Origin of the sequence: Actinoplanes sp. SE50/110 (assembly GCF_900119315.1) — a bacterium.
Lineage (GTDB): Bacteria > Actinomycetota > Actinomycetes > Mycobacteriales > Micromonosporaceae > Actinoplanes.
Map to the genome: position 1 here is coordinate 5,700,354 of NZ_LT827010.1, position 17,821 is coordinate 5,718,174.

The 17,821-nt window shown below is 72.2% G+C and carries 19 protein-coding genes; 3 read left to right on the forward strand and 16 right to left on the reverse strand.

Annotated features, from left to right (window positions below):
• Window positions 1-36: 36 nt before the first annotated feature.
• From ACSP50_RS25555 to ACSP50_RS25580, 6 genes are all read right to left on the reverse strand, one after another.
• Window positions 37-1,056, reverse strand: a complete 1,020-nt coding sequence (locus tag ACSP50_RS25555) for a diacylglycerol kinase family protein (protein WP_063714021.1) — start codon at window positions 1,054-1,056, stop codon at window positions 37-39.
• A gap of 407 nt (window positions 1,057-1,463) precedes the next feature.
• A complete protein-coding gene (gene tatC / locus ACSP50_RS25560; RefSeq protein ID WP_014692184.1) occupies window positions 1,464-2,423 on the reverse strand; it encodes a twin-arginine translocase subunit TatC in 960 nt (319 codons plus the stop codon).
• Between the two features lie 10 nt (window positions 2,424-2,433).
• The gene (gene tatA, locus ACSP50_RS25565; protein WP_014692185.1) at window positions 2,434-2,832 is read right to left on the reverse strand and encodes a Sec-independent protein translocase subunit TatA; all 399 of its coding nucleotides are present in this window, start codon (window positions 2,830-2,832) and stop codon (window positions 2,434-2,436) included.
• 136 nt (window positions 2,833-2,968) lie between these two features.
• Window positions 2,969-3,211 carry a hypothetical protein gene (locus tag ACSP50_RS25570; RefSeq protein ID WP_014692186.1) on the reverse strand — a complete coding sequence of 81 codons (243 nt, stop codon included), beginning with the start codon at window positions 3,209-3,211 and terminating at the stop codon, window positions 2,969-2,971.
• 15 nt (window positions 3,212-3,226) lie between these two features.
• Window positions 3,227-4,213, reverse strand: coding sequence for a YafY family protein (locus ACSP50_RS25575; RefSeq protein ID WP_014692187.1), 987 nt, complete (start codon window positions 4,211-4,213; stop codon window positions 3,227-3,229).
• Complete coding sequence (locus ACSP50_RS25580) at window positions 4,210-5,205, reverse strand: YafY family protein (RefSeq protein WP_043512175.1); 996 nt, start codon at window positions 5,203-5,205, stop codon at window positions 4,210-4,212. Before ACSP50_RS25580 ends, ACSP50_RS25575 begins: the two co-directional genes overlap by 4 nt.
• Window positions 5,206-5,273: 68 nt before the next feature.
• Here ACSP50_RS25580 and ACSP50_RS25585 point away from each other — a divergent pair, with 68 nt between their 5' ends.
• Together ACSP50_RS25585 and ACSP50_RS25590 are read left to right on the forward strand one after the other, a co-directional pair.
• Window positions 5,274-6,281: a cation diffusion facilitator family transporter gene (locus ACSP50_RS25585; RefSeq protein ID WP_014692189.1), complete on the forward strand. Its 1,008-nt coding sequence runs from the start codon at window positions 5,274-5,276 to the stop codon at window positions 6,279-6,281.
• A gap of 11 nt (window positions 6,282-6,292) precedes the next feature.
• Complete coding sequence (locus ACSP50_RS25590) at window positions 6,293-7,372, forward strand: DUF3866 family protein (protein ID WP_014692190.1); 1,080 nt, start codon at window positions 6,293-6,295, stop codon at window positions 7,370-7,372.
• Here ACSP50_RS25590 and ACSP50_RS25595 read toward each other — a convergent pair.
• The 4 genes from ACSP50_RS25595 to ACSP50_RS25610 all read right to left on the reverse strand — a co-directional run bounded on the left by ACSP50_RS25595 (window position 7,366) and on the right by ACSP50_RS25610 (window position 11,630).
• A complete protein-coding gene (locus ACSP50_RS25595) occupies window positions 7,366-7,992 on the reverse strand; it encodes a hypothetical protein (protein WP_014692191.1) in 627 nt (208 codons plus the stop codon). The two genes, ACSP50_RS25590 and ACSP50_RS25595, sit on opposite strands and share 7 nt — an antisense overlap.
• Window positions 7,989-10,283: a LamG-like jellyroll fold domain-containing protein gene (locus tag ACSP50_RS25600; protein ID WP_043512176.1), complete on the reverse strand. Its 2,295-nt coding sequence runs from the start codon at window positions 10,281-10,283 to the stop codon at window positions 7,989-7,991. Before ACSP50_RS25600 ends, ACSP50_RS25595 begins: the two co-directional genes overlap by 4 nt.
• A gap of 73 nt (window positions 10,284-10,356) precedes the next feature.
• Window positions 10,357-10,890, reverse strand: coding sequence for a hypothetical protein (locus ACSP50_RS25605; RefSeq protein WP_014692193.1), 534 nt, complete (start codon window positions 10,888-10,890; stop codon window positions 10,357-10,359).
• Between the two features lie 80 nt (window positions 10,891-10,970).
• Entirely contained in the window at window positions 10,971-11,630 is a 660-nt protein-coding gene (locus tag ACSP50_RS25610) for a hypothetical protein (RefSeq protein WP_014692194.1), read from the reverse strand.
• A 67-nt stretch (window positions 11,631-11,697) separates the two neighbouring features.
• Here ACSP50_RS25610 and ACSP50_RS25615 point away from each other — a divergent pair, with 67 nt between their 5' ends.
• On the forward strand, window positions 11,698-12,240 hold the full coding sequence (locus ACSP50_RS25615; RefSeq protein WP_014692195.1) for a signal peptidase I: 543 nt from the start codon (window positions 11,698-11,700) through the stop codon (window positions 12,238-12,240).
• A 7-nt stretch (window positions 12,241-12,247) separates the two neighbouring features.
• On the opposite strand, the gene ACSP50_RS25620 is transcribed toward ACSP50_RS25615, so the two are convergent.
• The 6 genes from ACSP50_RS25620 to prcA form a co-directional block, all read right to left on the reverse strand.
• Complete coding sequence (locus ACSP50_RS25620) at window positions 12,248-13,441, reverse strand: GGDEF domain-containing protein (RefSeq protein WP_014692196.1); 1,194 nt, start codon at window positions 13,439-13,441, stop codon at window positions 12,248-12,250.
• Window positions 13,363-13,683, reverse strand: a complete 321-nt coding sequence (locus ACSP50_RS43125; RefSeq protein ID WP_043512179.1) for a hypothetical protein — start codon at window positions 13,681-13,683, stop codon at window positions 13,363-13,365. Before ACSP50_RS43125 ends, ACSP50_RS25620 begins: the two co-directional genes overlap by 79 nt.
• A gap of 167 nt (window positions 13,684-13,850) precedes the next feature.
• Window positions 13,851-14,501, reverse strand: coding sequence for an O-methyltransferase (locus ACSP50_RS25630; RefSeq protein ID WP_014692197.1), 651 nt, complete (start codon window positions 14,499-14,501; stop codon window positions 13,851-13,853).
• A 504-nt stretch (window positions 14,502-15,005) separates the two neighbouring features.
• A complete protein-coding gene (locus ACSP50_RS25635) occupies window positions 15,006-15,200 on the reverse strand; it encodes a hypothetical protein (RefSeq protein WP_014692198.1) in 195 nt (64 codons plus the stop codon).
• A 312-nt stretch (window positions 15,201-15,512) separates the two neighbouring features.
• On the reverse strand, window positions 15,513-16,871 hold the full coding sequence (pafA, locus tag ACSP50_RS25640; protein ID WP_014692199.1) for a Pup--protein ligase: 1,359 nt from the start codon (window positions 16,869-16,871) through the stop codon (window positions 15,513-15,515).
• A 136-nt stretch (window positions 16,872-17,007) separates the two neighbouring features.
• Window positions 17,008-17,805 carry a proteasome subunit alpha gene (prcA, locus tag ACSP50_RS25645; RefSeq protein ID WP_014692200.1) on the reverse strand — a complete coding sequence of 266 codons (798 nt, stop codon included), beginning with the start codon at window positions 17,803-17,805 and terminating at the stop codon, window positions 17,008-17,010.
• Window positions 17,806-17,821 lie beyond the last annotated feature (16 nt).

Genomic DNA, 17,821 nt, shown 5'->3' on the forward strand with positions numbered 1-17,821 from the left:
AGGTTCGGGTGCTTCCCGGGGAAACTGACCCCCGGCTCACCGGAGCAACCGGATCGCACCCGGGACTAGTTTCATGTCGAGCGGCAGCGGGCCGAGTCGCTCCCCGTCGGCGTATCCGACGATCCCTTCGGCGGCCACCCGCACGTGCCGGGCCCGCCGCTGATGCACCCGCGGATCGGTGACGTGCGTCCCCTGCCGCAGCCGCGGTGTGAGCCGGCTGAGCCCACCCCGCCCGAGTCCACCGGCCCAGATCACGTCGAGCAGCCCGTCCGACGGGTCGGCCGCCGGCACGATCCGCATCCCGCCCCCGTAGCTCGCCGTGTTCCCCACCGCCACGATCTCCGCGTCCCGATGCAGGGTCTCGCCGTCCAGCTCCAGCGTGTAGGCCCGGGCCCGGAGCCGCGCCAGCTCCAGCACGATCGCCAGGTCGTACCGTCGGGGCCCGCGCGGCCAGGCCATCCGGTTGGCCCGCTCGTTCACCAGCGCATCGAACCCGGCCGCCAGCACGGCGCAGAACCACCGCTGCCGCCCGACGGCATCCGCCGTCAGCACCGCATCGATCGACTGCGCACGGCCCGCTTCCAGGGCCGCGGATATCTCCCGCGCGGCTTCGATCGGATTGCCCGGTACGCCGACGGCACCCGCGAAGTCGTTCCCGGTGCCCGCCGCGACCACTCCGAACCCCACCCGCCGCGCCGCGGCCCCCGCGGCAACCAGCCCGGAATCCACGGCCCCCGCAGCAGCCGCCCCGAAATTCGCGGATCCCCAGGACTGCGCGCCGGGCGGCGCCGACTCCCCCACTCGCGGCCCACCACCCGCCACGGCCTGGAGCGCCCGGTGCACGGTCCCGTCCCCGCCCACCGCGACCAGCGCCACCGCGCCCTCGGCCACCGCCTGATGACAGGCCCGTTCCGCGCCGGCCCCGCTGTCCGCATCCAGCAGTCGCACGGCATGCCCCGCGCCGCCGAGCGCCTGCAACACCCCCGGAAGCAGACCGCGGTGCCGACCCCGCCCCGCCCGGGCGTTCGCCAGCACCGCGATGAAGTCGCTCGTCACAGCCGCCGAGGCTAGCCCCCACCCCGACGCACCGCACCCACCCCACAAACCTTGGGGCAGGCCGGCACCCACCCCACAAACCTTGGGGCAGGCCGCCCTCTGCCCCGCGAACCCCGCCAGGCCAGCACCCGCCCTGCGAACCTTGGCCAGGCCGACGTCCGCCCACAGACCCGCCAGGCCAGCACCCTCCCCGCCAACCTTGGCTAGGCCGACGTCCGCCCACAGACCCGCCAGGACAGCAGCCACCCCGCCAACTTTCGCCAGACCAACCCCCCATTCCCGCGAATCGCCGCCGGTGAGTTGTCAGCCGTTTTCCCGCCGCCGCGCTCTTTGCGGCGACGAGAAAACGGCTGACAACTCACCGGTTACCAGGCGATTCGCCGCGGAGCGAAGCGGAGCCAGCTAGCTCACGTCATGTCGTCGAAGCGCCGCTCGATGGAACGCGGGGCCTCCACGGGTGTCGGAGCGTCGACCGGGGTCGGGGCGGAGATCGGGTCGGAGGCGCCGACCGGGACCCGCTCCTCGTCGAGAGCGGAGATCTCGTCGTCGGAGAGGCCTTCGTAGATCTCCTTGCCGCGGCCCTTGCGCCTGTCGTTGAGGATCGCCACGCCGACCGCGACGAAGTACAGCGCGCTGATGCAGGCGGCGAGCAGGGCCATGCCGAACGGGCCCGGGTCGGGCGTGGCGATCGCGGCGAACGCGAACGCCAGGAACACGACCGCACGCCACCAGCTGAGCAGGCGCTTGCCGGTGACCACGCCGGTGAAGTTCAGCATCAGCAGCAGGAGCGGGAACTCGAAGGCACAACCGAACAGCATCAGCATGTTCATCACGAAGCCGACGTACGACGTGACTTCGAGTTTGGTCGGCTGGCCGAGCACACCGGCCTTCATGATGAAGGCCAGGCTGTGACCGATCACGAGGTACGCCATGATGACGCCGGCGGCGAACAGCGGCAGGGCCAGCGCGACGAACAGGTACGCCCACCTGCGCTCGTGCCGGTGCAGACCGGGGGCGACGAAGGCCCACAGCTGGTAGAGCCAGACGGGTGCGCCGAGGACCAGACCGAGCCAGAGTGAGATCTTCAGCCGAAGCATCAGCTGGTCGGTCACCGCGAGGGTGATGAACTCACAGCTGCCGGTCCGGTCGTTGATCGAGCTGGGCAGCGCGCAGTACGGCGCCTTCAGGATGTCGAAGGCCCACTGCGAGATGACGAAGCCGACGATCAGGCCGAGAACGATGCCGATCGAGGCGATGAACAGCCGGTTGCGCAGCTCGCGGACGTGCTCGATGAGCGTCATCGAGCCGTCGGCGGCCTGCTCGAACTTGCTCGGCTTCTTGTTGCGACGCAGGGTCAGGGAAGCCATCGCGGGCGGATCAGCGGTCGTTGGTGCGCTGCACCGGGTCGACGAACGGCTGGGCCGGCGGCTGCTGCGGCTGCTGGAAGCCCGGCTGCGGGTGCGGCTGGTAACCCGGCTGCGGCTGCTGGTAACCCGGCTGGGGCTGCTGGTAGCCCGGCGGGGGCTGCTGCTGGTAACCCTGCTGCGGGTAGCCGCCCTGCACGTCACCCTGCAGCGGCTGGCGCGAGTACTGCGCGTCGGCCTTCTCCGCCAGGTTGTCGTTGTTGTTCTCGTCGATGAGACCCTTGGTCTCCGCCTTCATGATCCGCAGCGAGCGCCCGAGGGAGCGCGCCGCGTCCGGCAGCCGCTTCGCGCCGAAGAGCAGCACGAGGACGACGACGAGCAAGATGAGGTGCCATGGCTTGAGGGCGCCCATGGAGAGACTCCAGTCGGTCGGATCAGGTTGCGGGGTCCATCGTACGTGTCAATTCCGGCGATGTCGTAGGCCGGAACCCGCGAGATTCTTGCGCATTCGGTTGACATGCCGGACAACGGGGCTCGAACGCCTCAGGTCAGTGGCCGGAACCGGCCTTGATCCGTTCCACGTGCTCCTGCGCCCGCTCGGCCCGCTGCTGCAGGCCCTGCAGGGTCTGCTCCAGCCGGGCCGCCCCGGCCTGCAGGCCCATCGCCTCGGCCTGCCGCCGCTGCAACCGCCCGGCCGCCCGGCGCAGCTCGGGCAGCCGGCCCAGCAGCCGCGCGGCGGTGACGACCAGGATGATCAACGCGATCGCACCCACGGCGATCCAGACCCACATCAGCACGGCGCCACCCTATCCGGCCGGGGCCCGGTCCGCCGCGAGTGAGTGCGGCGCGGCGTACTGGTCGAGGGCCTCGTGCGCGGCGTCACGGATCTGCTCGACCAGCTCGGGTGGGCCGACCACGGTGACGTCGGCGCGGCCGACCAGGAAGCGGCGGGCCCAGACCAGGTCGGTGACCCGCATCGTGACCAGCCACTCGCCGGGCTCCCGCTGCACCTGCTCGACCGGGTAGTACTCGGTGATCCACCGGCCGCCGCGGCCCACCCGCAGGGTGACCAGGGGCAGCTCCGGGCCGGGCTGGAAGACGCCGTGCGTGACGTCGTGCGGGACCGCCTCGACCGGCGGCCGGGCCGGCTCGTCGAGCTCGGTGAACGCGTCGATCCGGTCGATCCGGAACATCCGGGTCGCCTCGGCCCGGCGGCACCAGGCCTCCAGGTAGGCGAAGGTGCCGACGGTCAGCATCCGCATCGGGTCGACGACCCGCTCGGTGGTCTCGTCGCGGGCCGCCGTGTAGTAGGTGAGCCGCAGCGCGTGCCCGGAGTCGACCGCGGCCCGGACCTTGGCGAGCTTCTCCTGGTTGGCCGGGAGTTTCACGGCGACCGGGGCGTCCGCCAGGTCACCGGCCGCGCTCTCGATCTTGGCGAGGGCGCGCTCGATCGCGTCCCGCGAGCCGATGCCCGGTGTCTCGGCAAGCATCCGCAGCGCCACCACCAGGGCGAGCGCCTCGTCCTGATTGAGCCGCAGCGGCTTGTCGATGCCGGCGTCGTGGCTGATCGTCACCCGGTCGCCGTCGAACGCCATGTCGATCAGGTCGCCGGGGCCGTAACCGGGCAGCCCGCAGACCCAGAGCAGCTCCAGGTCCTCGCGCAGCTGCTTGGCGGTGACGCCCAGGTCGTCGGCGGCCTCGGCGATCAGGATGCCGGGGCGGGCCAGCAGGTAGGGCACCAGGTTGAGCAGGCGGCCGAGCCGGTCGGCGGACGGGGTGCGCGGGGCGGTCATCGGGCGACCGCCGGGACGTCCCGGTCGTACCGGGTGGTGAGCTCCTTGAGCTGCTGGATGACCGCGTCCCGCAACTCCGGCGGGCCGTCCGCGCGGGCGTCCGGCCCGTACCCCGCGATCCGGGACGCGAGCCAGTCCGGATCGCCGTACGAAATAGTCAATCTGTCCCCGTCCGGACCGGGAGTGACCTCGCTGGCCAGCCGGCGCAGCCCGGCGGCCCGGCCGGGACGCACGGTGACGGTGGCGCGGCCGGTGCGCGCGATCGGCCCGGTGCTGTGGGCCACGTGGCTGATCAGGTCGGCGTCGGCGGGCGGGGTGAAGGCCTCCGGGCGGCCGACGGCGCGCACGTCGCCGACGATCCGGGACAGCCGGAAGCAGCGGGCGGCGTTGCGGTCCCGGTCGTGGCCCACCACGTACCACCGGCCGCGCCAGCAGACCACGCCCCACGGCTCCAGGCGCCGGACGCTGGGCTCGTCGACCGCGGGCACCCGGTATTTGAACTGGACCGCGCGGCGGGCCCGGGCGGCCGCGGTGAGCGGGCCGAACGCCGGGTCGACCGTGACCACCGGCTCGACGCCCAGGGTGGCCTGCGGGTCCACCTCGACCCCGGCGGCACGCAGCTTGGCCAGGCCGGACGAGGCGGCGGCGGCCAGCCCGGCGTGCTGCCACAGCCGGGCGGCGATGCCGACCGCGGCGGCCTCGTCGGGTTCGAGCAGGATGTCGGGCAGCGCGTACTCCCGCTGGGCGATCCGATATCCGGGCTCCTGGTCGAAGATGCTCGCGGTGCCGGTCTCCAGCGGCACGCCCAGCTCGCGCAACTCGGCCTTGTCCCGCTCGAACTTGCGCTGGAAGGCTTCGTGGTCCCGGGGATCCGAGGGGTCGTGCTCGTAACCGGGCACGGTCAGGGCGATCTGCGCGGCGGTCAGGAACCGTCGCGTGGACAGCAGGCAGATCACCAGGTTCACCAGGCGCTCGGTTCGAGTGCGCGACACGACAGGAAACCTAGCAGCCCGGGTGTCCAGACCGTTAAACGCGAGCGGGGCGGGGAACCAAGGACGACGTGACGATCGCACCCGAGCCCGAGACCGCACCGACCGGTCTGCCCGACAACGAGCCGCAGGCCGCGACCGAAAGCGTCGGGACGGTGCTGCTGGCGCTGCTGGCGAACCTGGTCATCGCGGTCGCCAAGCTGGTCGCCGGGCTGTTGTCCGGCTCGGCGGCGATGCTGTCCGAGGCGGCGCACTCGTTCGCCGACACGGTCACCGAGATCTTCCTCTACGTCGCGCTGCGCCGGGGCGGAAAACCGGCGGACGAGGAACACCCGTTCGGGTACGGCAAGGAGAGCTACGTCTGGGCGTTCATCGCCTCGCTGTTCACCTTCGTGGGCGGTGCCGGCTTCTCCATCTACCACGGGATCAGCACCATCGTCAGCGGCGCGGACGCCGGCGACTACCTGTGGTCGTACGTCGTGCTGGCGATCTCGTTCGTCGCCGAGGGATCCTCGTTCCTGAAGGCCCGCCGCCAGGTGCGCGAGCAGTCCCGCCGGTGGAACGTCAGCCCGCAGCGCTTCCTGCGGCTCACCTCGGACACCACGGTCAAGGCGGTCTTCTTCGAGGACGCGGCGGCCCTGATCGGGCTGCTGCTGGCCGCCGCCGGGCTGGCGCTGACCCAGCTCACCGGCAGTGAGGTGTGGGACGGGTCGGCCTCCGTGCTGATCGGCGCCCTGCTGCTGGTGGTCGCCTCGGTGCTGGCCCGGACCAACGTGTCGCTGCTGGTCGGGCGGGCGGTGCCGCGCCGGATGCACAACCAGATCGCGGCCGATCTGCGGTCCATCCCGGTGGTGACCGGCGTGCCGACGCTGTTCACCATGCAGATCGGGCCGGGCGACATCCTGGTCGCGGCGAAGGTCGACTTCGACGACGAGGTGCCGGGCCGGGACATCGAGGCCGCCTCGGACGAGGCCGAACGCCGGCTGCGCGACCGCTATCCGGAGATCCGGTACGTCTTCCTGGACCCCACCCGCGGCGTTCCGGGACGCGACCACATCGACGGTGGCCTGGACCGATAGGGTTCCGGCTCATGGTGCGCTGGCGGTCCGGAACGGTGTCCTCGGTGCGGCGACGCTGGCGCGGCGCCATCGAGCTGGACGTGCTGTGCGACGGCGGCGGCGTGCGCGCGCTGGCCTACCCGGAGCTGGTCGGCTCGCCGGAGCCCGGCGACCGGGTGCTGCTCAACGTCGGCGCGCTGGTGATGGGCCTGGGCACCGGGGGGTACGCGCTGGTCGTCGCGCTGCCCGACCGGTTGCCCGCGGACCCGGCCGACGACGGCACCACCCGCGACGCGGGTCACCTGGTGAAGGCGCGGTACACGCCGCTGCAGCCGATCCTGCTCGGGGTCGACGAGGAGGCCTCCCCGCACCGGGCGGTGCTGGCAGCCGCCGAGTCGCTCGAGGCGATGCCGGTGGTCACCGCCGACCTGCACTCCGCGCTGCCGGCGATCCTGGCCGGGGTCCGCGCGGACCGGCCGGACGCCCGGGTGGCGTACGTGATGACCGACGGCGGCGCGCTGCCCGCGTGGTTCTCCCGGACCCTGGACGGGCTCACCGGGCACCTGGCCGGGACGGTGACGACCGGACAGGCCTTCGGCGGCGACCTGGAGGCGAGCACCGTGCACACCGGGCTGCTGGCCGCCCGGCACGTGCTGCGCGCCGACGTGACCGTCGTCGCGCAGGGCCCGGGCAACCTGGGTACCGGCACCACCTGGGGGTTCTCCGGGGTGGCGCTGGGCGAGGCGGTCAACGCGATCGGTGTGCTCGGCGGGCGGCCGGTCGGGTCGCTGCGGATCTCCGACGGCGACGGGCGGGAACGGCACCGCGGGGTGTCCCATCACAGTCTCACGGCGTACGGGAAAGTCGCCCTGATCCGAGCGGACCTGCCGGTGCCCGAGGGTCTGCCGGCGGCCCTGGCCGCCTCGATCGCGCCGCTCGCCGAGCGGCACCGGATCGTCGAGGTGCCCACCGGCGGCCTGGACGCGGCGCTGCGGGCGTCGCCGGTGCCGCTGTCGACGATGGGCCGCGGGCTGGACCGGGACCACGCGTACTTCCTGGCCGCCGCCGCGGCCGGCCGGCACGCCGCCGCCCTGCTCGGCGCCGATCAGTAGGGCTGCGCCTCCCAGACGAACCGGAAGTCGGCGCTGGTGCCGGAGGTGGCGGCCAGCGCGTTGGACGGCAGCAGCCAGGTCACCCGGTACCACAGCTGGGCGGCCGTGGCCGTCGTCCACTCCCCCGGTGCGCTGGTCCCCCAGGTGATCGGCAGGCCGCTGACCTTGGCGGTGCTGGCCGTGCCCGTCCCGTACACGAAGGTGCCGTTGGCGGTGAAGCCCGCGCACGCCGCGTTCGTCGCCCCGGTGCCCTCGTCGATGACCATCTCCAGCGCCGCGGACAGGGCGTCCGCGTTGTCGTCGATCCGCATCCGGATGTGCGCCGGCGCAGCGGTCTGGTAATCGACCATGATGCACGCCTGCCCGCCGGTGCGGGTGCTGCTGGGCGCGAAGCCGGCCAGCGTGATCGAGCTCGCCGTGGCGTCCGGCACCGCGACCGGCACGGTGAACGGCGCCGTCGCCACCTGGCTGTTGGTCAGCGTCACGCTGACCGCGGTCCAGGTGTTGTTCGGCGTCGAGGTGGTCGCGCTGTAGGCCGATGTCGACGACCGCCAGACCAGCACCGAGCCCAGCAGGATGCTCAGCGGCACCGCCAGGCCGGCGATCCGCCGCCGCCTCACTCCAGGTAGTCCGCGTACACCCGCCAAAGGTCCTCCTGATCGGTCAGCTGCCGGTCGTACACCGCGAACTCGTCGATCGTGCCGGTCAGGTAGGGATTCGACGGGGCGGACGGCCAGCCGTTCAGCGGCAGCATCGCCACCCCGCCCCAGCGCCAGTAGCCGGTCGTGGAGGCGGCCGCGGTGACGGCCGTGCCGGTCACCTTGACGCCGTCGACGTAGAGCTTCAGACCGGCCGCGCCGACGCTGGCCAGCACGTGGTGCCACGTCCCGTCGTCGACCGCCGCCGCACTGACCACGGTGACCGGGACGCCCGCGCCGAGCACGCCGAACCGCACCCTGCCGGTGGTGTCGACGTACATCAGCCGGTCGGTCACGGTGCTGTCGAGCTGGTCGTCGGTGTCGGCGAACCCGCCGATCACCCCGGTCTCGCCGCTCGCCACCCGGATCAGGCACTCCTCGGTGAAGGCGGGACCGGCCACCGCGGCGGCGAACCGGCCGTTCCCGCCGCTGGACGAACCGCCGAAGGCCATCGCGGTGGTGTTCGCGTGCAGCGGACGCGTGCCGGCCAGACCACCGGTCTCCTCGACCTCGACGCTGCCGACCAGCTGCCGCATCGTGGTGGACACCACCGGGTAGCCGTTGTAGACGCGCAGGTCGTCGATCTGACCCTGCCAGCCCTCGGCGGTGGCGCCGCCGACCACCCGGCGGCCGATCTGGGTCGCCCCGAGGGACGGCCAGGCGGCCGTGGTCGCGGGGGTGGCGGTGCCACTGGAGCGGCCGTCGACGTACAGCCGGATCTCCTTTCCCGCCTCGTAGACCCCGGCGACGTGGGTCCACTGGTTCAGCACCGGCGCCGCCGCGCTGACCGTGCTCTTCGGCGTGACCACCGCGGCGTCGCTCGGCCACCAGCGCATCCGCCAGCGGTTGGCGGTGCTGTCGTAGCCGAGCGTGAAGGCGGTGCCGAGCACCCCGTTCTGCGAGACGATCGTGCGGTCCGCGCTCGTGTCGGTGAGCCTGACCCAGGCCGCCACGGAGAAGCTGCCGCTGGTGGTCACCTGCGCCGAGGGTCCCTGCACGTAGCCGTTCACGCCGGCCGTGGCGATGGTCAGCGCGTTACCGGTGCGGCCGGTCGTCAGGGCGGCCGCCGCGCCGGCCGTCACCCCGGCGGTCGACGAGCCGGTCACCGACGGTGTGCCGGTGCTCGCCGACGCGGTGGTGTACCCGGGTGTCGTGCCGGTGGCCTCGTCGAAGGTCCAGCGGCTGGTGGCCCGGACCGGCAGCTCGGCCACCTCGGCCGCGCTCAGCGCGCGCCGCCAGGTGCGCGCCTCGCCGATGATCATGCCGATGCCGGTGTTCCGGCCGCCGTAGCCGGCCCAGTTGCCGGTACCGGCGCCGGTACGGTACCGGCCGAAACCCACGTTCCGGTCGGTGGCGGCGTCGGCCGGGACGGTGTGCGTGGCGGTCGCGGGCGGGGCGACGCCGTTGACGTACAGGCTCATCGTGCCCGTCGCGGCGACGAAGACCGCGGTCAGGTGGGTCCAGGTGTTCACCGCGGCGGCCGAACCGTAGGCGGTGTCCCAGCCGGTCACCGTGGTGCTGTTCGGATCCTTGGCCATGGTGAACGCCCAGCACGGTGCCATCGCGCAGGACGCGCTGTTGTCCACCAGCAGCGCCACGTCACTGCGCCGGTAGGAGCTGTTGGTCATGTGGAAGGCGGAGAACCGGCTCCCGGCAGCCGGCGCGGTGTCGCCGATGTCGACCCACAGCGCGACGGTGAAGTCCCGGTCCGCCCGGAACGGCGACAGCACCGAGGAGAGCGTCGCCTGGGCACAACAGCTCGCGGTCGAGGCCCCGAGCATGTACGCGCCGCCGGTCGGCCCGGTCGTGTTGGTGACCGTCATCGGGGTACCGGTGGGCTTGCCGGTGTCGGTGGTGCCGGAGAGGTCGCGGTACCTTGTGGCCGCCGGGCCGTCGTCCATCGGCCACCACAGCGACGGACCGTTCGTGCTGTTCGCGTACGCGCCGTCCTGGCCGTTGCCGGACGAGTCCACGGCGGTCGAGCTGAGCGCGCCGGTCTGGCTCTCCTCGCCCCGGTGGTAGAACAGCGGCCCGCCGTCGGTGACCAGCTGCGGCAGGCCGGGGAAACCCGCCGAGGCGGCGACCGTGGCCGGGACCGCGGTGGTGGCCGTGTACTGGGCGGCCACCGGCCGCCAGGCCAGCGGCATCGCCACCAGCAGGGTGCCGGCGAACAGGACCGCGGCCACCCGCCGGCGCCGGCTCCACGTCGCCATGCTTCCCCCCGGCATCCTCCCTGGTCCCATCGGTCGGAGGCGGGAGACTGCTGAGCCGCGACGGACCGACGAATCAGGTCTGCGCCTCCCAGGTGGCGGTGAAGGTGAGCCCCAGCCCGGCCGCGGCGTCACCGGCGGTGTTCGGCAGCAGGAGGTCGAACCGCCATGCCCGGGTGGCCGGCCCGGACACCGCCCACGCGCCGTCGCCGCTGGACCAGCCGGTGTGCGCGGCCAGATACGGGCCCAGGGTGGGGCCGCCGGTGGCCGGCGCGCTCCCGTTGTACAGCGTGGCGGACGAGCCGAAATCCGAGCAGTCGGTCTGCGCCCCGGTGCCGCTCTGCACCTGGGCCACCAGGTAGGCGCCGAGCGTCCCGGCGACCGAGGTGAAGTACATCTTCACGGTCGCCGGGGCGGTTCCGGTGTACGCGGTGATCACACACGTCGTACCGACCGTGCCGGGGATCGCGTTGGTGATCGCGAAAACCCTGCCGGCCGGGGCGGACGCCGAGACCACCACCGTTCCCGCGGTGAACGTGTTCACCGGGGTCGACGTGGTGCCCGTGTACCCGGCGCCGGTGACCGGCAGGGCGGCGGCCGTGACGATCACCAGGACGGCGGCCGGCCACCACCGCCGGTGCCACCGAAGGTGACGCCGATGGCGGGGTCGGGACCGTCGTACCCCGGGCATCAGTAGGGCTGCGCCTCCCACTGGAACTTGAAGTCGGCACTGGTGCCGGAGGTCGCCGCCAGCGCGTTCGAGGGCAGCAGCCAGGTCACCCTGTACCACAGCTGCGCCGCCGTGGCCGCGGTCCACTCCCCCGCGGTGCTGGTGCCCCACGTCGTCGGCAGGCCGCTGACCTTCGCGGTGCTGGCCGCACCCGTCCCGTACACGTAGGTGCCGTTGGACGTGAAACCCGAGCATGCCGCGTTCGTCGCGCCGGTGCCCTCGTCGATGACCATCTCCAGCGCCGCGGACAGGGCGTCCGCGTTGTCGTCGATCCGCATCCGGATGTGCGCCGGCGCACCGGTCTGGTAGTCGACCATGATGCACATCTGACCACCGGTCCGCACACTGCTGGGCGAGAACCCGGCAAGCGTGATCGAACTCGCCGAGGCGTCCGGCACCGCGACCGACACGGTGAACGGCGCCGACGCCACCTGGCTGTTGGTCAGCGCCACGCTCACCGCGGTCCAGGTGTTGTTCAGCGTCGACGAGGTCGTCGTGTACGCCGACTCGGACGACTGCCAGACCAGCATCGACCCCAGCAGGATGCTCAACGGCACGGCGAGCCCGGAGAACCGGCGACGCCGGCGACGGCGGCGCTCGGCGGCATCGGTCTGCGACATGGCGACTCCCTGCGGCTCTCCAGCGGAACGCCGCTCCCGATCGGACGTCCGGCCGGACACTTGAGGGATGGCGGAAGCCCGTGCCTGGGCCTGGTTCATCGCGAGCGTGCTCGCCCGGATCCTGCTGGGCACCTGCGCGGTGGCGGTGCTCTGGTCGCTGCTGCCCGTCGTCTTCGGCTGGACCAGCGTGGTCGTGGTGTCCGGCTCGATGCTCCCGAAGATCCACTCCGGCGACGTGGCGATCGCCGGCCCGATCAGCGCCGCGAAGATGAGACCCGGCATGGCGGTCCTCGTCGACAACCCCGCCCGCCCCGGGCACCTGCTGCTGCACCGGGTCGTGCGGCGCACCGCCGACGGCAGCCTGATCACCAAGGGCGACGCGAACGCGACCGAGGACTCGACGCCGGTGCCGCCGTCCTCGGTGCGCGGGCTACCCCGGCTTCTGATCCGGTGGATCGGCCTGCCGGTCTACTGGCACGGCCGCGGCGAACACCGCAAAGTGCTGGCCACCGGTGTGGCCGTCGCGGTGCTGCTGGCCGTGGCGATGCGCAACGAGGAGGCCGCGGACCATGCGGCGGGTCACCGGCGGCGCCCGCGGCACCGGCGCTGACCGCGGGTCACGCGGCGGCCGGCATCTCGATCCGGTTGCGGCCCCGCTCCTTGGCCAGGTAGAGGGCCTGGTCGGCGCGCTGCAACAGCTCGTCCGAGGTCTCCTGGCCGTCCCAGACCGCCAGACCGGCGGAGAAGGTCTGCCCCTGCGGGGTGGCGGCGAGCATCCGGCTCAACGCGCCGTGCCCGTGCGCCGCATCCGAGCCGGGCAGCAGCACCACGAACTCCTCGCCGCCGTAGCGGGCGAGCAGATCCGCCTTGCGCAGCGTCTCGTGCCAGGCCGCGCTGGCCGCCTTCAACAGCCGGTCACCGGCCGGATGACCGTACGTGTCGTTGAACCGCTTGAAATGGTCCAGGTCGACGATCGCGACGACCACCGGCTGGTGATCGCGGCGGGCCCGTTCCAGGGCGCGGGGCAGTTCGTCGTTCCACGCCCGGCGGTTCGGCAGACCGGTCAGCTCATCCGAGCGGGCCAGGTCCCGCACCTGCCGGGCCTGTCGCTCCACCTCCCGCACCAGACCCGCCATGCGCACCACGACCAGCAGGAACAGGGTGGTGGAGCAGAGCACGATGCTCCAGCCGTTCTTCACCGACCCGCTGTGCAACTGGCCGGCCAGCAACCCGGGGGCGATCAGCGAAGCGCCGGTCAGCAGGGCCAGCAGGCCCGGGCCGAGCCGGGCCGACCGCTCCTGCGCCGGCTCCGCCAGCCGCCCCGCGCCCGGGTCCAGGGCGGCTACCGCGAACAGCGCGAACGCGGTCACGAACACCGACTCCAGGGCGCGGCCCAGCCACGGCAGCAGCCCCAGCCACTTCTCGGCGCCGCCCAGATTGTCCATGATCACCCACGAGCTGTCGCCGACCAGCAGGGCCCCCAGCGCCGCGACCATCGCGGCCAGCGCCGGCCCCCGGGCACCGCGGCCGCGCACCAGCCGGGTCATCATCGCGATCAGCAGCAGATCACCGATCGGATAGGCGACCTGGGTGCCGTACGCCAGCCGGTCCATCTGAATGTCCCCATGCGCCGGCTCGATCACGAACACCCAGGCCAGCAGCCCGAACCCGATCGTGATGGTGGCCGCGTCGACCAGGGCGGTCCCGTTGCGCCACTCGTCGCGGCGGCGGATCAGCAGGGCGATCCCGGCCGCGCATGCCGGATACAGCCCGAGGAAGAACGGGTCGGCAGATCCGCCAGGTTCCACCACACCGCGCTGACCTTGGCGACCAGGATGCCGGTCGCATTGCTGAACACGCCGGCGGCGAAGCACCACCACGGCGCCCGATCCCGGCACGTCTGCCGGCGGGCCCCGGCCACGATCACGGCGGCGCTGGCCCAGCCGATCGCCACCTGCCAGCAGACGGTCAGCCAGCCGACCGCCGGCAGGAACTGGTACGCCACGATCGCCACCACCGCGGCGACCGCGAACCGCCCCCGACCAATGATCACCCGAATCAGGAGACGCCATCCCGGTTGCGGAACGGGTTCAATCCCGTTTTCCCCCGGGAGTCGGCCGGCCCGTCGCGCACGGCTCGCCACGCGAGCCGGCGGTGGCCCGAGCCGGTGCTGGACGGCGCCGCACCGGCCGGCGTCGCGGGGCGCAGCTCGCGGTGGGTTCAGTCGCGCTTGCGGACCAGGGTTACGCCGTCGCGGACCGGCAGCATCACCGAACTGACCCGGTCGTCGCCGACGATCCGGTCGTTGAGCTGCGCGATGGCGCGGTCGGCCGGATCGGTCGGGTGCAGCACCCGGCCGTCACGCAGGACGTTGTCGAGGGCGAGCAGCCCGCCGGGACGCAGCCGGGTGACCAGTTCCTCGTAGTAGGCCGGGTAGTTGATCTTGTCGGCGTCGATGAACCCGAAGTCGATCACCGGATCGGCCGGGAGCGCACGCAGCGTCTCCACCGCCGGCCCGAGCCGCAACTCGATCCGGTCCCGCAGCCCGGCCCGCTCCCAGTAGCCGCCGGCGATCCTCGTCCACTCCGCGGACACGTCACAGGCCAGCAGCCGCCCACCGGGCCGCAACCCGCGCGCGATACAGATCGACGAGAACCCGGTGAACGTGCCCACCTCGACGGCATAATCCACGCCGGTCAGCTGCACCAGCATGGTGAGCAGGGCGCCCTCGTCCGCGGAGACCTGCATGCCGGCATAATCCGGCGGAAGCGACGCCCTGGTCTCCGCCGCCAACTCCCGCAGCAGCTCATCGGCCGGCGTGCTGTGCGCCAGCAGGTAGTCCTCGATGCCCGGCCCCAGAATCTCGGTCATAGCCCGGAGCCTCTCGCAAACCGGCCGATCCCGCACCCCCTTCCCTACCGGCGGCCTCCGCTGTGACAACCCGCCGCGCCCATCCCCAGAGGCCACACACCCGACATTTCCGGACGGGGTAACCGCGAGAAGCGATCCACCGGCCCGCGAGACCGCCGCCGAGCTGACCTCAAGCGCGGGCGCGGGGGCCCCGCACGGTCACCGCGGGACGCATCCGCACCAGACCCGCAGACACGGGAGGGCAAGGACCGCAAGCGCGGACGCGGGGGCGCGGACCGCAAGCGCGGACGCGGGGGCGCGGACGCGGGGGCGCGGACGCGGGGGCGCGGACGCGGGGGCGCGGACCGCAAGCGCGGGCGCAGGACGGTCGAAGCCGGACGCGGGGCACGGGATCGGTGTTGCGCTCGGCGGTTTGCTCCCACCGCGCCCAACCGACGATGCGGAAGGGTGCGGGGATCGTTCTGCGTCTTTGCACGGCGATGCGAACGACGACCGATCCGCACCCTATTTGGTGACGATCAGATACACCCAGCCGGCCAGAAAGAGCGCCAATACCGCCGCCATCAGCCACGTCGGGATCAGTTTGCGGCCGTGCCGCGCCTGCTGCACCTGTTGGCGGATCCGCTCCCGACGACGGTCGGCACGGTTGAGGCGGCGCACATCCTCGGGATCGGGCTGGCCGGAGTTGATCGATGTCATAACCGGGCAAGCCTAACGCGACCCGCTCACCTGCCAACGAACAGCCTCGCCGCGGCGAGAGCCGCCATCACACCCGGCACCGCGGCAGGAGCCGCCACCACCCCCAGCACCCGGCGACAGCCGCCAACACACCGGGCACCCCCGCAGGAGCCGCCAACACACCCGGCACCGCAGCAGGAGCCGGAAACACCAGCGCCTCACCGAAGACCGACCGGCACCACCGGCGATCCGACGAGGGTCGCCGGCGCAGCCGCGAGGATCGCCCACCGGCCGGCCGAACCCTCGCGGCCCATCCGCCGACGATGCCTCCGCTCACATGCTGGCGATGAGTCTTTCCACTCGTTCGTCGTAGGCGCGGAACGGGTCCTTGCACAGCACGGTCCGCTGCGCCTGGTCGTTCAGCTTCAGATGCACCCAGTCGACGGTGAAGTCGCGCCGCTTGTCCTGGGCGTGTTTGATGAACTCGCCGCGCAGGCGGGCGCGGGTGGTCTGCGGCGGGGTTTCCTTGGCCTCGAAGATCTGCAGGTCGTTGGCGATCCGGTCGACCTGCTTGCGTTTCTCCATGAGGGCGTAGAGGCCCCGGCCGCGGCGCACGTCGTGGTAGGCGAGGTCGAGCTGGGCGATCCGCGGATGCGACATCGGGATGTCGTGTTTCGCCTGATAGCGCTCGATCAGCCGGTATTTCGAGACCCAGTCGATCTCGCGGGCGACCGGGTCGAGGTTCTCGGTTTCGATGGCGTTGAGGACGCGGCCCCACAGTTCGACGACGCGCTTGGCGACCGGGTCGCCGCCGCGGCGCTCGACGAACTCGGTCGCCTTCGCCAGGTACTCCTGCTGGATTTCCAGCGCGGAGACCTCCTTGTTGTTCGCCAGGCGGATCTTGCGGCGGCCGGTGACGTCGTGGCTGACCTCGCGGATGGCGCGGATCGGGTTTTCCAGCGACAGGTCGCGCATCACCACGCCGGCCTCGATCATGCGCAGCACGATGTCGGCGCTGCCCACCTTGAGCAGGGTGGTGACCTCGTTCATGTTGGAGTCGCCGACGATGACGTGCAGGCGGCGGTAGCGCTCGGCGTCGGCGTGCGGCTCGTCGCGGGTGTTGATGATCGGGCGGCTGCGCGTGGTGGCGCTGGAGACGCCCTCCCAGATGTGCTCGGCGCGCTGCGAGAGGCAGAAGACGGCGCCGCGCGGGGTCTGCAGCACCTTGCCGGCACCGCAGATCAGCTGGCGGGTGACCAGGAACGGGATCAGCACGTCGGCCAGGCGACCGAACTCGCCGTGGCGACTGACCAGGTAATTCTCGTGGCAGCCGTACGAGTTGCCGGCCGAGTCGGTGTTGTTCTTGAACAGGTAGATCTCGCCCGCGATGCCCTCGTCGTGCAGACGCTTCTCCGCGTCGACGAGCAGGCCTTCCAGGATCCGCTCGCCGGCCCGGTCGTGGGCGACCAGGTCGGTGACCGAGTCACATTCGGGTGTCGCGTACTCCGGGTGGGAACCGACGTCGAGGTAGAGGCGGGCGCCGTTGCGGAGGAAGACGTTGCTGCTGCGTCCCCAGGACACCACGCGGCGGAACAGGTAGCGGGCCACCTCGTCCGGCGACAGCCGCCGCTGCCCCCGATAGGTGCACGTGACTCCGTACTCGGTCTCGAGGCCGAAAATTCGCCGTTCCATGACAAGACACTAGCCGCATCCGGGGCGCATTGGCAGCCACCGAAGGGCCCCAGTAATCGGGTTTTCGGGGATCTTCACCGCGGCGCGGCATGTTTGCGGCGGGCGCGGCATTTCGCCGCGCCCGCTCACGAACCGCTCAGCCCTCGGTACTCTCCGAAGCGGCCGACTCGGTGGGTTTGCTGTCGGCCGGCGCCGGCGGGGCGGCGTCGGTCTCCCCGAGATCCGCGTCCGGCACGGCCTCGTGCCCCAGCAGCGTGGTCAGCGCCGCGTCGGCGATCCGCCGGAACGTCCGCCCGACCCGGCGGCGGTCCAGCACCGCCACCTCGAGCTGCTTGGGCCCGAGGGTGCGGGTCGCGCCGTTCTCCCCGCCGACGCTGCCCAGCGCCTCGGCGGCCAGCGCCAGCGCGGTCGGCAGATCGGCCGCGACGTCGTGCCGCTCGCGCAGCACGTTCGCGATCGCCTCGGCCTGGCCGCCCATCGCCATGAAGCCGGGCTCGTCCAGGGCGGAGCCGTCGTACATGATCCGGTACAGCTCGTCCTGTTCCGGGGTGGCGCCGACCTGCGCGATGCAGATCTCCACCTCGTACGGCTTCTGGGTCTCCGAGAAGATCGCACCCAGGGTCTGGGTGTACGCGTTGGCCAGCGCCCGCCCGGTCACATCGCGCCGGTCGTAGGTCAGGCCGGTCATGTCGGCCATCCGCACGCCGGCCCGGCGCAGGCTCTCGAACTCGTTGTAGCGCCCCACCGCGGCGAACGCGATCCGGTCGTAGATCTCGCTGATCTTGCGCAGGGTGGTGATGTTCTCGGCGACCAGCAGGATGCCGCCCTCGTACGACAGCACCACGGCCGAGCGGCCGCGGGCGATGCCCTTGCGGGCGTACTCCGAGCGGTCCCGCTGGACCTGCTCGGGCGATGCGTAGAACTGCATGGCCACGGGTGGCTACTCCTTC